The following is a 15,769-nucleotide window of genomic DNA, read 5'->3' on the forward strand; positions in this document are numbered from 1 at the left end:
TGAACCTTGCTGTGAATGTGCGCTGCTCAGTCGCGGCTCAGAAACCGCTCCGCATCCGCCAGCGAATGCAGCAGGGTGGTTTCCTGCGGTGAGCCAATCCAGACGGCGATAGCGCTGTAGTTATCGCTGTTATTGTTTTTCTTCCATGCCTGCTGCATCAGGGCGATCCACTCGCTGGGGGAGTTGACCATATGCAGCGACTGTTCCAGTTCGGCCTGGCTGAAGCTGTGCCAGAAGCCGTCGGTGCACAGCAGGAAAACGTCGCCGTCTTCCAGCTGCAGCACGTCGCTGTAGGTGGCGTCGCGCTCTTCGTTGAGCCCCAGCGCGAAATACAGCAGGTTGCTGTTGATGCCGTTGGTCTGGTAGCCGGCGTCCTGCATCTGTTGGATCAGGCTGTGGTCGGTGGTGACGGTATGCAGGTAGCCACGGCGGAACAGGTACAGGCGGCTGTCGCCGGCGTGCGCCCAGTAGGCCAGCTGGTAATCGCGATCGATAAACAGACTGACCAGCGTGGTGCCCATCTTGCTGTATTCGTCCGACTGCCGCTGCTGCTGGTGGATGGCGGCGTTGGCGCTGGTGATGTGCTGGCGAATGCTCTGGGCGTTCAGGTGCTTTTCGCCGTCGAAGTTTTGCAAAATGGTGTCGCGTGCCAGTTTGGCGGCGATATCGCCGCCCGGAAAACCAGCGATGCCGTCGCACACCACGAAGCAGGCGGCGCGGTTGCCGAGCACCTCGCCGGTCTGATCCTGGTTGGAGGCGCGGCCGCCCTGGTTGGAGGTAGAGGCTATGGTGATATTCATTACGCGTCCGGTTTGGTCTGTGAGTCTTTGTATTGATTCACTTCAACGTCATAGGCGTGCAGGAAGGCTTCGCCGAACAGGGTGTGGAAATCGTCCTCGATTTCGCCGGAGGTTTGCTGATAGTTCTTCACGAAGTAGTCCCACAGCGCGGCCTTGCGGTTGGCGGGCAGCGACAGACGCGGCGCCACGCCTTCCTTGCGCGCTTCTTCTTCGAGACGCTCCGGGTTGAACGACTGCAGCATGGCGGCGATGATGGCGCGAATACCGGCGATCATCCCCAGCTGGTGCGCCTGCAGGTCGATCAGCGCGTCGCGCACCGCCTGTTCCGGCGGCATAAAGCCCGGCATCTGGCTACCGAACATCTGCATCAGCACCGTTTTTCCCGAAGGCAGCAGCTTGAACGGGTTGTTGGCTTCGTCGAGGATCATGGTCATCTCGGCCTTCACGCCGCGCTTGAGGATCGAGCGGGATGAGAGCAGGGCGACGGTGCCTTGCGAGAACAGGCTCAGCAGGCGACCGGCCTGGCGGATCTGTTGTTCGTCAAAGTGAGGCTGCGGTTGCAGATCGTCGAGACCGATGCCTTGCAGCAGCGCCGCCAGCAACGGCCCTTCCAATGCGTCGCCACTTGGCGCGGCGGCGTGCTGCCGCTGGGCAGACTGGTAGGCAACTGGATCGATGCCCAGGCGGTTGCCCTGGCGCGGGCGCGGCGGCTGTGCAGGCGGTTCCTGCTGGCTGAACTGCGGCGCAGGTTGGGGCTGTGGCTCAGGCGTCTGCACGGGCGGCGGCGTCGGCTGTGGGCGCTGCGCTACCGGCTGTGCGGCGACCGGAGCCGGTGCTGGCGGCGGGGACGGCGGCTGTACCGTTTCCTCCGGCTGAGCCAGCGGCACGGCGCCGCCCATCAGCAGCCCCAGCGGATCGTTGCTGTTTAACGTCTCTGGCGAAGCGGGCGCGGATGAACCGCCGAACAGCGCCAGCGGATCCAGCTCTTGCTCCGGTTGCTGCGCATTCTGGACGGGGGGAGCCGGGCGCGTCGGCGCAGCCTGCTCCGCCAGCAGCGCGCTGGGGGTGGTGTCGGCCAGGATATGCTCACGCTCAAAGGTGGTGTCGGTGTTGAACAGCGCCGCCGGATCGGTTTGCTGTTGCTGCAATTGGCGCAGATCGACATCGCCCGCCAGCTGCGCCAGCGGATCGGCCGGGTTCAGCTCGCGAGCGGGGGTCTCCAGCAGTGGATGGCTGTCTGGATTGGCGACTGGCGGCGGCGTGACGGCGGCCGGCGCATTCGGCGTAAATTCTTCCACCAGGCTGTCCCAGATTTCGTTGGGGATCGGCGCGGCGGATTTTTCTTTGGCGGCGGCTGCGGGGGCCGCAGCCGCGGCAACGGCCTTGGCCACCGGTTGAGCCTGCGGCGCGGCGTGCTGGTGCAGCGCGCTGACTTCAATCTGGTAATCGTCGATGCCGAGTACGTCGCCATCCTGCAGTTCAACCTGGCGGCCGCGTTCCAGCGGAATGTCGTTCAGCAGCACGCGGGTAACGTTGCCGCGGTTGGTGATGCGGCATTCGCCGTCAGCGGAAATGTGCACGATCGCCTGCAGGCGGGAAATGGCGCGCTCTTCGTCCGGCAGCACCAGGTTGTTGTCCACGCTGCGGCCGATGGTGCCGCCCGGCGGCAGAAAATCGCAACTGCTCTGCGGCGGAACCTGGCCGCTTTTATTTTTTACAATGGAAAATCGCATAAGGCATTCCTGCTGATAAGATCTTATGGCCAGACAGTGGAACTCGATAACTGGATGAGTTCGACTTGATTTCTTTCCTAAGAGAGAGCTTTGAATGTGAGTGACTAAATTCTTTGGTTAACGCATTATATGTTCGCAAGCTTCAATTTAGTAACGTGAGGCTGTATATGTCAGATGATGTCTTTGCTATTACTCTCATTGTTCTTACCCTTTCTTTTGTAATAGAGATTAGTCGGTAGTTGAGATAAGTAAGTAAGGGCGAATATAATACTGGCGTACCAGACCTCGTCATAATCTTGAAATTTTATATTGAGCATTGGATCCAGTATCTCAGAACCATAGTTAAATACTAAACCTTGGATGATGCTTGCAAATAAATTTACTGTGGTAGCTATCACAAAAAGGGAATAGGATTTTCTATTGTTGGTTTTTTGTTTTAGGTGATAAAGCCCGACAAATACTAAGACTGACAGGAAAAAGTATAAAAACACAAATGAGTAAGAGTAGGTGGAAAGCGTGACGTCATCGATCACTGTTTTTTCCTTATCCCAATGCTCTAAAATTCCATATGGTTTGTACTGAGTAATAGAAAGCCAAGGAATATTTTCCCAATGACTGATGATTAATGGTGCTGGTATATTTTCAAGTAATAAATTATAAGTGATAAAAATGTAATTAATTTGAGGCTGATGGCTGCAAAAAAAATGAATTCTATCACTGCGGCTATTACTTTGAGTAACGTTTAAAAATGGCTTCAGCTTCACTGGCGTTCTGCAGTGAAAGGCAATCTAAAATATGATAACTTCCTTTAACTGAGCCTTGGCTATTTTTATTGGCGTACTGTTCAGCCAGCTTTTCGCCTTGTTCGAATGCATCCATCGGCAGTTTACTCAATTCTAAATAGGCGGAAGCGGAACGGAAGGCGTCTTGCTTGGTTTTTTCTGAGTCAGTGGACTTCCCAATGCAGCGGCTGACTAACCAATTTTTATATAGTGCCTCTTGCGATAAAATATTGAGTGAGTTTTCAGCAAGGGCTACATGGCTTCCGAGCAGCAGAGACATTAAAAAGTACGTGTATCTTCTCATCCGAGATAACCTTTGATATGAGCCGTCGTTTGAGCAACTCTGATATCAGTTGTCGTCTTTCCCTTGGTACTTCTTGATGATGGCTTGCAACGCTTGGCTGTGTACAAGATCGATGCACTTGGCCATCGTCATCGGCTCCCCTGACATACTGTCATAGGGCTTTGCCAGAAATTCTTTTGCCAGCGCCCTGACGGCGGTATGCGCTTCCAGAGAATAATCGCCGAATTCCGTGTAACCCCGAGCGGCGGCGGCGGCATCGTTTTTGACTTCTTTTGCTGAGTACCCCTCGGCGATGCAAACGCTAAGCGCGTAGTTTTTGAGGTACTCGGCAGAGGAGTACTTTCCGTTGGCGGAAGCTTCAGTATTCAATACCGCCAACGTGAGTAGGAATACAGTTTTAATCGTATGATGTGAGTTCATCGATTCGTTTTTGCATCGTATCGGCCAGGCAGTCTTTGTCATCTCGGCATTTATCCCTTTGCAGTAACCAAGATTTTTGCGTGCTGTTTAAAGAGGCTGCCAGCTTTTTATCTCCTGCATCGGTCGCCTGCTTTTTTGCCAACAGCCAAGCTTGGGAAACGCTTTTATCATAGGCGGATAAATTGAAATCTGAGCAGATAGTTTTTTCAACAATACTTTTAGATTTAGCGCAGTCGAAAGACGCTGCAGGTTTAGGAGCTTTCGGTAACCGTTCTAATTGCAGTAGCGAGCCATCGTACCAATTAACCAGCATTTTTTGTGGATTGAGAGCAGCAAAACTGGAGCCTACACCATTATCGGATGGGCCGAATGATCCGGAGTGACACGCGATCTTGAAAAGAGAGACTTCTGCTTGGCCGTTTTCTTTCAATGAATAGTTTTTAGCCGAGATGCTTTTATCTCCGCCCATCGACTTGCCGATGAATTGATTTAGCGTGCTTCTCTCAATACTTAAGGTTGGCGCTGTGCAGACGTCTTTTTCCGGCAGATTGTTTTCTATTGATTTAGTGGAAATAGTGATTACCCTTCCTAGTAATCGAGGGTCGTTGAGTTGATAGTTAAGTGTGCGGGTAGTCTCATTGTCTATGTTGACCTGAGTTACTTGCCATAAGCCATCAATAGTTGATGATGTTGGGGCATTAACGTTTTTTTCTGCTGCATATGCACTGAACGATAATAAGACGCCGCTGATTAGAAGTTTATTTTTTTTCAATAGAGTGATGCCCTTCTTTCTGCAGAGAACTGTCCTTTGCTTGCTAATAAACCTCCCCATAACGGGGAGGTTGTATAACAATTAAGCTTCGCGGTTTTCCTTGATGTTCCAACCTGCGCTGCTTTCGGCGCCTTTGCCGCCTTTGTCGCTCTGCTCCCAGTATTGCTGTTTCACTTTCGCCGCCTGGAAGGAGTAGGTGACGCCCACGGTGTCTTCGCCGCCTGCGCCGGTGTACTGCACGGCGGTGACCAGCACGTCGTCCAGGGTGATTTTAACGTACTCAACCTGAGTACCGCCCGCCTTGCAGACAGACAACTCAACCTTGGTCAGATGCTTACCGCTGGAGCAGTGCTTCAGCAGCGCCGGGGTTGACTTGTCGACCAGCGCGTTAACGTGCAGATCGTTGAAGCACACTTTGCCGGCGCCACCGCCGCCGCCAACGCCCATATTGCCCGGTTGAGAAGCGCCCCAGGAGAAAGAAGTAATGTCGGTCCAGCCTTTGTGATTCGAATCTTTGGATTCGCCGCTGGCACCTTCAACTTTCAGGAACATATCAATAGCCATAGTTTCTTCACTCTTTATTAAGGGTTAACAGTAGTATTAACGTTACGTTGAAAAACTCAGGTAATAGCAGCAGGAATTGCAAGTGTGGTAATGCATTACCAATTTATATCCTTGTGCCATGCACCTTCTTAAATACCGAAAACTATCGGTACGGGTTACCGAGCCACTATTAAGTGCTAATGGCTCAATGCTTAATTATTTCGCGTTATCTTGATTCCACGTGCGATCTGGGTTGCCTGCTATGAGCTGTCGAGAAAGCTTGTCCAATTCAGGGCTATGGTACAACCGCAGGCAGTTTAGGGTGACACCTTGACTCTTGTCTTTAGTTTCGCTGTGAAACTCATTGATTCTGGATTTATATTTGTCGATGAGAACATTGATTTTCTCATCACCTGATTCGATATCGAATGGCATCCATTCTCTCATCGCATTCGCCGTTCTGGCTGCATCAAGAGAGAATGCTTTATCCGAATCGGAGACCTGTGCCAGGCAGCGTGACAATGCCAGTTCTTTTACGACCTGGTGATAAGGCATCTGTTTGATAAATGCCACCGGATCCTGAATCGGCGCTGCTTGCAGCCTTAATGAGGTGATAAGCAAGCATGCAGTTAAACCAAACCTCATGCATTTACTGATAAGCCGATGGAACACTAGCTCAACTCCCAAAACCAGACCTCTTTGCAGTTAAAATAGCAATGGGAATGGCAGGTTAATAGCGAGTTTTCTGGTTCGATAAGATCAATGTGTCCGCCATCATAGTTGGTGATCTTATTGAAGAACACGACTCCTTTTTTATTGCCAATACCTTTCTCTGCATCTGGAGCATTAAAGAAAATTTTGGCTTTGCCAAAACTACTGGAGCGATGCAACTGATCGGCCAGCAATTTGGCTCCCGGTTCAATCGTTTTACCCTTATAGGCGCCTTTCTTGATTGGCAGGCGGCCTTTGAAGCTGATACCGGTTTTCAACAGCGCCAGGCTCATGCGGACGGCACAGGTATTGGCATAACCAGGATTTTGCTTTAGAAGCGTATCAAGCTCATAGCCAATCTCAGCGTAAACGGCTTCTGCTGCCAAATATCCCGGGCTAGAGTAATCAGAGGAGTAATGGCTGCTTTTTAGCTGACGATATAAAGGTTTCATGCTTTGCCTCCTTTGCAGGGGAAGCGAGTCGCCAGAGCCTCTTCAATCAGGGGGGCAGCCCTTTCGTGCAGGCGCGTAGCGGGAAGTTTATTAAAGAATTCGAACACAAACTCCTGCAGAGTGACGGTTTGTAGCTGGCTGTATTGGCACCAGCTTTTTCCTTCCGTCGCGTCCAGCACGCCCAGCAAATAAATCCGCGCTTTCTCTTTTTCCTGTTTATCTGCACTGCGATAGAAACGGAAAAAGTCGCTGCCTGGCAGATTGACATCATCGGACGTCAAATGCGCTATCGATGTCTGCTCTGCGAAAGCTGGCGGCGCGGCGGAGAGCGAGCAGACGACTGCCAACAGCGATGCCAGATAAAACCGTTTTGTCTTCATCTTTCTTTCCCTGTGATGAGGTTAATGTATCAGCCAGGCCGCACTACCGCGGCCTGACTTCAGCCCATCAGGACGCGTCGTTTTGTTTCAGCGAAGGCAGCTTCGACACCAGGCGCAGGGAGACGGTCAGGCCTTCCAACTGGTAGTGCGGGCGCAGGAAGAACTTGGCACTGTAATAGCCCGGGTTGTCTTCGATCTCTTCCACCTGCACTTCCGCCGCGGCCAGCGGTTTGCGCGACTTGGTTTCCTGCGAGGAGTTGGCCGGATCGCCGTCCACGTAGTTCATGATCCAGTCGTTCAGCCAGCGCTCCATGTCGTCGCGCTCGCGGAAGGAGCCAATTTTGTCGCGCACGATGCACTTCAGATAGTGCGCGAAGCGGCAGCAGGCGAACAGGTACGGCAGGCGCGCGGAAAGCTGGGCGTTGGCGGAGGCGTCGGCGTCGTAGTATTCCGCCGGCTTCTGCAGCGACTGCGCGCCGATAAAGGCGGCGAAGTCGGAGTTTTTGCGATGCACCAGCGGCATAAAGCCGTTTTTGGCCAGCTCGGCTTCACGGCGGTCGCTGATGGCGATCTCGGTCGGGCACTTCATGTCCACGCCGCCGTCGTCGCTCGGGAAGGTGTGGCACGGCAGGTTTTCCACCGCACCGCCGGATTCCACCCCGCGAATGGCGGTGCACCAGCCGAACTCTTTGAACGAACGGTTGATGTTGGCGGCCATGGCGTAGGCGGCGTTGGTCCAGGTGTAATTGCCGTGGGTCGCGCCGTCGGTGTCTTCTTCGAAGTCAAACTCGTCTACCGGGTTGGTGCGGATGCCATACGGCAGGCGCGCCAGGAAGCGCGGCATCACCAGCCCCAGGTAGCGTGCGTCTTCCGATTCGCGCAGGCTGCGCCAGGCGGCGTACTCGGTGTTCTGGAAAATCTTGGTCAGATCGCGCGGGTTGGAGAGCTCCTGCCAGGACTCCATCTGCATCACGCTCGGCGCGGTGCCGGCGATGAACGGGCAGTGCGAGGCGGCGCCGATCTTGGCCATTTCGCCCAGCAGCTCCACGTCCTGCGGGCTGTGATCGAAGTAGTAGTCGCCCACCAGGCAGCCGAACGGTTCGCCGCCGAACTGGCCATACTCTTCTTCGTAGACTTTCTTGAAGATCGGGCTCTGGTCCCAACCCACGCCTTTATAGCGCTTCAGCGTGCGGCCCAGCTCCTGCTTGGAAATGCTCATGAAGCGGATCTTCAGCATCTCGTCGGTTTCGGAGTTGTTGACCAGATAATGCAGGCCGTGCCAGGCGCCTTCCAGCTTCTGGAAGTCGTCGTGGTGAATGATCTGGTTGATCTGCTGCGACAGCTTTTCGTCGATTTCCGCGATCAGCGCCTGGATGGTGCGATAGGCGTCGGAAGAAACGGTGACGGTGTTTTCCAGCGCCTGCTGCGCCAGGGTTTTCACCGCGTTCTCGACCGCTTCTTTGGCCTGATCGGTCTTCGGCCGGAACTCTTTGTTCAGCAGCGCGCTGAATTCATCGCTGGAAAAAGTCTCGGTGGTTTGCAACGCATTCTGTTGCTGAGGCGAGTTGCTCATCGATTAATCCTCACGCTCGTTGTTGTCGTCGTTAACCGCCGGCTTCGGCGCGTCGGTCAGAGATTGCAGCAGCGCCGGGTTTTGCAGGATCTTGGAGATCAGCTCTTCGGCGCCGTTCTTGCCGTCCATGTAGGACAGCAGGTTGGAAAGCTGGGTGCGGGCATCCAGCAGATTGTCCAGCGCGTCGACCTTGCGGGCGATAGCGGCGGGGGAGAAGTCTTCCATGCTTTCGAAGGTCAGATCGATGTTCAGCTTGCCTTCGCCGGTCAGGGTGTTGTCGACCTGGTAAGCGACACGTGGCTTCAGCGATTTCATACGCTCATCGAAGTTGTCGACGTCGATTTCCATGAATTTGCGCTCTTCCACGCTGGCTTGCGGATCGACCGCTTTCCCCACCAGATCCGCCATCACGCCCATCACGAACGGCAGCTGGATTTTGCGCTCTGCGCCATAAATTTCGACATCGTATTCAATCTGTACGCGCGGCGCGCGGTTGCGGGCGATGAATTTCTGCCCGCTGCGGGATTTCGAGTTTGACATGATTTACTCCATCTAATGGCGATTGGGAACGCGCCTCGTCCGGCTGGGAGAGTCAGGTTCTGATTCGGGTCTGCGCAGGGCAGACGGTATCGGATGCGTCAAGAGAACAAAGGTCGGCGGCTAGCTGTTCTCCTCGTTGTCGGGGCGACCGAGAATGGTCTCCAGTTGGTTAAGCCCATCGGGCGCCAAATCGCGGACGATTTGCATAAAGTCCAGCGTAATCAACCGCTGGACCCGATCGATCATCAGCGGCGCCGGGTGGCTCGGTTCATGAAGACGAAAATAGTTTTTCACCTTGTCCAGCATCAGTTGGGCGTCGTCGCGCGACTGGATCTGCGCGCTGCGCCAGTTGAGTGGAGCGGTGGCGCTCTGTACGGCGGCCGGTTGCTGCATGGCAGCCGCTTCAGGCGTCGCGTCTGGTTCGTCGGCGGCCGGGGCATCGCTCTGGCCGGCGAGCGCCACCAGAGAAAACACCTTGGTCAGCGCGCTCATTTCCGGCAGCGCGCTTTCCCCCAGATGGCGGGTCACTTCGCTGCGAATGGCGCTCAGGGTGTTGGCGATGCGCGTCACCAGGGCGCCTTCGGGGCGATCCTGCTGCGCCAGTTCATCCTGCAGCCGCGCACGGCCGCCGGGAAAGTTGGGGCACTCCTGTTTGCTGCCGTCGAGCAGGGCACCGGCATCGCGCAGCGAGATTTCTCCGGCGGCGCTTTTCAGCAGCGGCGCGGCGCGTACGCTGGCGGCCAGCGCCGCTTTGTCGCCAAGGTCGGCCAGCGCGTTGATGCGAAACAGCGGATCGGCTTCTCCATCGAACTCCAGCGGCGGCTGCAGGGTGTTCCAGTAACGGGTCATCGACTGGTGGACCAGCGTCAGCCCGTCGGCGTAGCCCGGCAACCCGCGCAGCTGGGTCCAGGCGCGGGTGAGATACAGCATGATGCGCAGGTCTTTGGTGCGCGTTAGCAGCGAGGTCGCGAGGCGCTCGACCTGCACCCAATCCGGCGCTTCTTCCGGAATGATGGTGCTGCCGAACTGTTGTTCGGCCTTGCCGGTGGCGGCTTGTTCCATCGCCAGAAAGTCGGCGTCGTATTCCAGGTTGTCGCCGCAGGGATTGTCCGCGTCAACCGGGGCCAGCAGGGTATCGGTATCGATAGCCATAGAATTTCCTTCAACGAACGATGTTAATCAAACATTTGCGGGTACTGGCCGCCGCGGCCGGGGCGCGCCCAGCCGTTGGGTTCGAACAGCAGTGAAAACAGCTGCACGGTGAGGTTGCCGCTGTGCACGTGGGTGTAGAGCGGATGTCCGTCGGCCTGATTGGTCCACCAGAAGCTGGTGTACTGCGCCGGATCGAAGCAGTCGGCGGCCTGTTGCCAGCCGAGGCCCGGTACGTCCGGATGCTGGAAACCGATAATCGACAATATCTCGGAATCCGCTTCCGCCGGTGGGCTGGGCAGCGCCGGGATCGCCTGCAACGTGCGATCGATCTGCTCGGCGGAGAAACCGTTGCGCACGCCGTTCAGCAGGGTATGGCCGAGCTGTTGATACCAGCTCGCCGCCATGTTCAGCTGTTGCGGGCGCCATTCTTGCAGGCTGAACAGGCGCAGTGCGCAGATGGGGTAGCGCCGCCCGACGCGATCGCGCGCCGGCAACAGGCAACCCATCTGCACGTACGGGCTGCCGAGCGTGGCGGGGATCACGAAGTTCCACACCGGTGCGTTGCTGAACGGGTGGCCGTTCGGCCCCTGTGCATCGCGCTGTAAATTCACCAGCCCGTTATGGAACCAGTGGGCCCAGTTGTTGACCACCGGGTCAGGCAAACGGCGTTGCAGGAAGTCACCGGCGGAAGGAAGTTTGCCGTACCAGCCGATGCTCGTCGGGGCGCTTGAATCAGTGCTCATGGTCATGTCCTTTCGGGGCTACGGGCACGAGAAGGCCGGCAGTTGGAACGGATTGCGGATGCTGTTGGGCGTGAACTCCAGCGTGACGCGGTGGCCGTCGAGATTAAACGTCGCCTGGCGGCCGAGGCCGCCGGTGCCCGACGATTGCGCCATGTCGACCAGGCGATTCAGCGCCCATGGTCCGCTGGTCACCAGGCTGGCGGTGGTGCCGTTGGCCAGCGCCAGCTGCAGATGCACCTGGTTGGTATTGCGGGTGCCCGGCCAACTGACCACCAGCGGTACCTGTGGGCCGTGGCTGTATTTGAACAGCTGCCCGTCGATATCCAGCGTCAGGTTGAGGATGTCGTTATCCATCCGCACCGGCCGCACGGTCACGCGGTAGGAGGGCGTCGCCGTGCCGTTGGCGAAAAAGGCGTCGCGGATGCGCTGCGCCTGCTGGAACGACCGCAGGATGCCTTCGCCGCCGGGCAGCGTCTTGCCGTCCACGCCGGGCGTGAAACGCCAGTTGGCGCGGGTGGTATCGACCTTGCCCTGCAGATTGTCGCGGAAGAAGCTGTCCATCAGCCCGCTGTTCGGCGCGAACATGCGCGCCAGATCGTCCGGCGTCACTTCCTGCCGCGCCCGGGCCACCAGCGGATAACGGCCGGCGATCGCCTGGCGGCAGAAGCTACCGACCTCGAAGCTGATGCGCTTTTTCACGTTCTCCATCTCTTTGCGCTGGGTATCGCTGCTGGCGCCGATCGCCAGCGACAGCAGCATCTGTTTGAACGGCACCGGCAAGCGGCCGGATTCGGCCTGCAGACGCGGGATAATGTCGCTCGGCGGCGCCGACATGCCGCTGTTGGCCGCGCCCTGCACCGCCGTCAGGTAACTGTACAGTTCATCGACCTGTTTCAGCACGCTGTCGAAAGGGATCGCCTTATTGCCTTCGCCCTGGCTTTGCGCCAGTTCCAGCAGCGGCGCGAAGTGCGCCATCACCAGCTGTTCCGGCTGGGCCGACACGTCACCGTCGGCGTTGGCCGGCCGGTTGGTGAACAGCGCTTCCAGCGTGCGGTTGGCATTTTGGTTCAGCTTATCTTCGGTTTTTGCCAGCAGCGAGCGCGAATCGGCGTCGTTTTTTTCGTCGCGCAGGGTGACGTTTTTGCTGACGTTGACCAGCAGATTGCGCATTGGCGACGGGTTGCCGGACAGCAGGCGCGCGCTGCTGATGCGCTGGGTCAGGTTGCCGATGTTGGCCAGTTGGATATCCCCCAGCAGCTCATCCCAGGCGCTGATGAAATCTTGCATGTACAGCTGGCGGATGGTCTTGGTCAGATCGGCGCTTTTCTGCTCCGGCGTCTGGCTGTTCAACACCCAGACGTCTTCCTTGCGCAAGGTGTCGGTCACCGGGTCGATGTTGTCGTTGAACGCTTTCCAGTACCCTTGTGAGGTGAACAGGCCCGGTACGCCGTCGGTGACCGGTTTGCCGCTTTTGCGGCTGAACGCCAGTTCGGTCTGCGGGCCGGCCAAATCGACCAGGCTGACCGGCTTGATGTCGGTCTGTTTCAGCAGCAGGCGCTTGAGGCGGCCATAGACGCGCTGCGACAGCGGCGCCCGATTGAGTGCGGCCTGCGCCTGCGCCACCAGCTGTTCGTCTTTGGCGTAAGGCGAGGCCTGGATCTGCGCATCCAGCAGTTGGCTGAGGTGCCATTCGATCTGCTGCAGCTGTTTCTGCGTGCTGCCCTGCGGCAGGTTGCGTTGCAGGTTGAGCATCACCCAGGCGCGCAGGAATTTACCGTCGTACTGCTTTGGCAGATACAGCATCTGATAGGCCTTCAGCGCTTCGTAGCTGAAGTCCGCGTCGCCGTGGTTGTCGTTGCGCAGCGTGGTGGCGATCTGTTGCGCCACCTGCGGCAGCAGCAGCTCTTTCAGCGCTTTTTGGTACAACGCATTGCCGGCGTCGCCCACCTGATCGCCGCGGAACAGCCCCATGCGGTAGGTGAACGGCGGATCGTCCAGCGAAAAGTTTTGGCTGTCCGGCAGATGCAGCAGGCTGTTGAGGAACGGCAGCAGTGAGAACATGTCGCCGTTGCCCAACTGCGTCAGGCTTTGCCCCTGTCGCTCGACGCCGGGCACCTTGGCGGCCACTTCCGCCAGATAGGCCTTGTTGTTGCCGTAGCTGGTGAACCAGAGCATCGCCAGCACCGCCAGGATCACCGCCAGCGCGATGTACCCCGCCCAGTGCAGGGCGCGGTTGCGGTATTCCCACCAGCGGTTGCTGCCCGCCAGCCCGGACTCCTGGAAAACCACCGATTCCAGCGTCTCTTTCAGGAAGAAGCTTTGACCTTTGGCTGCCGGGATCGGCGTTTCCTGGCCCACGCTGTCCCAGGCCGCGTTGGCCTGCGCCCCTGAGTTGGCCGTCGGCAGCTGCAGGTAGCGGTTCAGCTCGCCCATCACCCGGTCGAACGGCAGGCCTTCCTGGGTGCCGCTGGTGAAATAGATGCCGCGCGGGGTAAAGCGGGTTTCAAAACTGGAGGTGGCGAACACCTGATCCAGATAGTGGCTCAGAAGCGGACGCAGCGCGGCGAACTCCTGCGGGAACAGGTAGCTTTCGGCGCGTTGGCGCGCGTCGTGCTCCATCAGCAGCGTATCCGGCAGCGCCGCATCCAGCCGTTGTTGCAGCAGGGCGCATTGTTGTTCGAAGGCGGCGTTCAGGTTGAAGTCCGGCTGCCGTGAGCGCTCGTAAGGGAAGGTGAATCCCCAGATCTGGTCGCGCTGCGCTTTATCGAAGCTGCCGAAGTAGGCCATAAAGCCGTTGAGCAGGTCGGTTTTGGTCACCAGCACATAGACCGGGAAGTGAATGCCCAACTGTTCGTGCAGTTCAATCAGGCGTTTGCGCAGCGCGCTGGCCTGGGCGGCGCGTGCTTCGGCGCTGTCGCTCAGCAGATCGGCGACGCTGATGGTCACCATCACGCCGTTGATCGGCTGGCGGGTGCGGTATTTTTTCAGCAGCGCGACGAAGCTTTGCCATTCACCGGCGTCTTCTTCGCGCTGGCTTTCCTGGGTGGTGTAGCGGCCGGCGGTGTCGAGCAGCACGGCGTCGTTGGTAAACCACCAGTCGCAGTTGCGGGTGCCGCCCACGCCGCGCAGCGCGGCTTTGCCGAAGCGATCCGCCAGCGGGAAGTGCAGGCCGGAGTTGACCAGCGCGGTGGTTTTGCCGGCGCCGGGCGCGCCGATGATCACATACCACGGCAACTGGTACAGATATTGACGGCTGAAGCGGGTCATCCAGCGATGTTTACCGTCGCCCTGGCCCGGTGCGAAGCGCGCCTTTTTCAGCAGCTGCGCCGCTTCGTCGAAACGCTGCGCCAACTGATCGTCTTGTTTGACCTCGGGCTTGCCGTCTTCCGCCGGCACCGCTTCGGCGGCGCGCAGATTGCTCAGCAGGCGGCTGTTGAACCAGGCACTGTAGAGGCGCGGGATCAGGCGGCACAGGAACCAGATCAGGTAAATCACGCCGATGGCGATCTGGCGGTTGAGTTCCGGCTCCAGCGGGCGATAGTCGCCGATGGCCACCAGCGGGCCGATCGTCCAGATGATGAACGCCAGCGCGGTGATGCCGACAAAGCCCCACAGCAGGCGGCTGGTGATGATGGAGAATAACGTACTGAGCATTACTTTCCGGTTCCTTGCGGCAAGCCGTTGATTTCCGCCTGGGTGTTTTCAGGGGCGACCAACAGCGTAATTTCTACCCGGCGGTTCAACGCGCGGTTCACTTTGTTATCGTTCGGCGCGACGGGGTTGCTCTCGCCGCGGCCCTCGGCCTTGACCCGCTGCGGGTTGGCGAGGTGTTTTTGCAAGCGGGCGCTGACCGCTTCGGCGCGCGCCAGCGACAGCTCCCAGTTGGAGGCGAAACGGGCGCTGCGGATCGGCACGTTGTCGCTGTAGCCGGTGACCAGGATCTTGCCGCTGACGCCGTTCATGGCGGCGGCGATGCGGTCGATGACCGGGATATAGTTGGCGCGTACCGTGGTGGCCGCGGAGTCGAACAGCCCGTCACCTTTGAGGATCACCACGCTTTGCTGCGCTTCGTCGCGCACCACCACCAACCCCTCGGCGATCTCTTTACGCAGGAAACTTTTCAGGCTCAGCGTCGGCGGCGCGGCCGGCGCCGGGTTACCGATCGCCACCTGCGGCAGATTGGTTTGGTAAATCGCCGCCAGCACCGGGCTGGTGTTGTCGCCCAGTCGCCAGTTGAGGGCGATGAACAGCAGCGAAGCCAGGAAGCCGGTCAACGCCACGCAGGCCCACAGCGGCACCAGCGGGCGCCACAGTTTCTGCTGTACCGGCAGGTCCAGCGCATGAGGCGACAGCGGCGGGGCATAGCCGCCACGCACCGATCGGATCAGCTGCAGCAGGCGCTGCTTCATGGTTTCCAGCTGTGAGCGGCCGTTTTCCATCACCCGGTAGCGGCCTTCAAAGCCCAACAGCAGGCAATAATTGATCAGTTCCAGCAGGTTGATGTGCTCGCGCGGGCTTTGCGACAGCTTGGCCAGCAGCTGGAAAAACTTCTCGCCGCCCCAGGTTTCGTTATGGAAAGTCACCAGCAGCCCGCTGCCGGACCACACGCTGTTGCTGCCCCACGGGGTCAGCGCCGCCGCTTCATCCAGCGCGGTGCACAGACAATAACGCGCGCCGATGATCACCTCGTAAGGCAGGTTGGCGCGTTGGCCGCGGATCTCGAAGCGGCGCATTTCGTCAATCAGCTGTTGGCGCAGCTGCGCCGGGTTGGCGTGCGTGGCCGATTGGCGGATCTGCGAAATGGCGTTCAGCAGCGGGTTGGCGGCGTCTACCAGCGGGTTGGCCGCCGGCGCCATGCTATTTT

Annotated in this window: 16 protein-coding genes; all 16 read right to left on the reverse strand. The window is 58.1% G+C overall.

From position 1 onward, the window contains the following. Positions 1–26: 26 nt before the first annotated feature. Entirely contained in the window at positions 27–800 is a 774-nt protein-coding gene (locus RE418_RS15760; protein WP_025303297.1) for a PP2C family serine/threonine-protein phosphatase, read from the reverse strand. After that, complete coding sequence (gene tagH / locus RE418_RS15765) at positions 800–2,533, reverse strand: type VI secretion system-associated FHA domain protein TagH (protein WP_089181038.1); 1,734 nt, start codon at positions 2,531–2,533, stop codon at positions 800–802. The genes RE418_RS15760 and tagH overlap by 1 nt, the downstream gene beginning before the upstream one ends. Positions 2,534–2,703: 170 nt before the next feature. Then, complete coding sequence (locus tag RE418_RS15770; protein ID WP_233494397.1) at positions 2,704–3,297, reverse strand: hypothetical protein; 594 nt, start codon at positions 3,295–3,297, stop codon at positions 2,704–2,706. Continuing rightward, complete coding sequence (locus tag RE418_RS15775) at positions 3,260–3,595, reverse strand: T6SS amidase immunity protein Tai4 family protein (RefSeq protein ID WP_227711491.1); 336 nt, start codon at positions 3,593–3,595, stop codon at positions 3,260–3,262. Before RE418_RS15775 ends, RE418_RS15770 begins: the two co-directional genes overlap by 38 nt. 69 nt (positions 3,596–3,664) lie before the next feature. After that, the gene (locus tag RE418_RS15780) at positions 3,665–4,039 is read right to left on the reverse strand and encodes a T6SS amidase immunity protein Tai4 family protein (protein ID WP_049206018.1); all 375 of its coding nucleotides are present in this window, start codon (positions 4,037–4,039) and stop codon (positions 3,665–3,667) included. Further along, complete coding sequence (locus RE418_RS15785; RefSeq protein ID WP_043138771.1) at positions 4,017–4,811, reverse strand: lysozyme inhibitor LprI family protein; 795 nt, start codon at positions 4,809–4,811, stop codon at positions 4,017–4,019. Before RE418_RS15785 ends, RE418_RS15780 begins: the two co-directional genes overlap by 23 nt. Before the next feature lie 81 nt (positions 4,812–4,892). Further along, positions 4,893–5,375: a type VI secretion system tube protein Hcp gene (locus tag RE418_RS15790; protein ID WP_004961372.1), complete on the reverse strand. Its 483-nt coding sequence runs from the start codon at positions 5,373–5,375 to the stop codon at positions 4,893–4,895. 195 nt (positions 5,376–5,570) lie between these two features. Continuing rightward, positions 5,571–5,999, reverse strand: coding sequence for a T6SS amidase immunity protein Tai4 family protein (locus tag RE418_RS15795; protein ID WP_025303294.1), 429 nt, complete (start codon positions 5,997–5,999; stop codon positions 5,571–5,573). Positions 6,000–6,025: 26 nt separating this feature from the next. Beyond that, entirely contained in the window at positions 6,026–6,517 is a 492-nt protein-coding gene (locus RE418_RS15800) for a T6SS effector amidase Tae4 family protein (protein WP_025303293.1), read from the reverse strand. After that, positions 6,514–6,897, reverse strand: a complete 384-nt coding sequence (locus tag RE418_RS15805; RefSeq protein ID WP_043138684.1) for a Rap1a/Tai family immunity protein — start codon at positions 6,895–6,897, stop codon at positions 6,514–6,516. Before RE418_RS15805 ends, RE418_RS15800 begins: the two co-directional genes overlap by 4 nt. A gap of 67 nt (positions 6,898–6,964) precedes the next feature. Beyond that, complete coding sequence (tssC, locus tag RE418_RS15810) at positions 6,965–8,470, reverse strand: type VI secretion system contractile sheath large subunit (RefSeq protein WP_016927259.1); 1,506 nt, start codon at positions 8,468–8,470, stop codon at positions 6,965–6,967. 3 nt (positions 8,471–8,473) lie between these two features. Continuing rightward, complete coding sequence (gene tssB, locus RE418_RS15815) at positions 8,474–9,010, reverse strand: type VI secretion system contractile sheath small subunit (protein ID WP_016927260.1); 537 nt, start codon at positions 9,008–9,010, stop codon at positions 8,474–8,476. A 120-nt stretch (positions 9,011–9,130) separates the two neighbouring features. Continuing rightward, a complete protein-coding gene (gene tssA, locus RE418_RS15820) occupies positions 9,131–10,162 on the reverse strand; it encodes a type VI secretion system protein TssA (RefSeq protein ID WP_038629525.1) in 1,032 nt (343 codons plus the stop codon). Between the two features lie 23 nt (positions 10,163–10,185). After that, positions 10,186–10,905, reverse strand: coding sequence for a type VI secretion system-associated protein TagF (tagF, locus tag RE418_RS15825; protein WP_025303290.1), 720 nt, complete (start codon positions 10,903–10,905; stop codon positions 10,186–10,188). Between the two features lie 18 nt (positions 10,906–10,923). Further along, positions 10,924–14,559: a type VI secretion system membrane subunit TssM gene (gene tssM, locus RE418_RS15830; protein ID WP_399675248.1), complete on the reverse strand. Its 3,636-nt coding sequence runs from the start codon at positions 14,557–14,559 to the stop codon at positions 10,924–10,926. Continuing rightward, entirely contained in the window at positions 14,559–15,761 is a 1,203-nt protein-coding gene (locus RE418_RS15835; RefSeq protein WP_049272050.1) for a DotU family type VI secretion system protein, read from the reverse strand. The genes tssM and RE418_RS15835 overlap by 1 nt, the downstream gene beginning before the upstream one ends. Between the last annotated feature and the right edge of the window lie 8 nt (positions 15,762–15,769).

The sequence above is a fragment of the Serratia sp. szju genome, assembly GCF_044594185.1.
Lineage (GTDB): Bacteria > Pseudomonadota > Gammaproteobacteria > Enterobacterales > Enterobacteriaceae > Serratia > Serratia bockelmannii.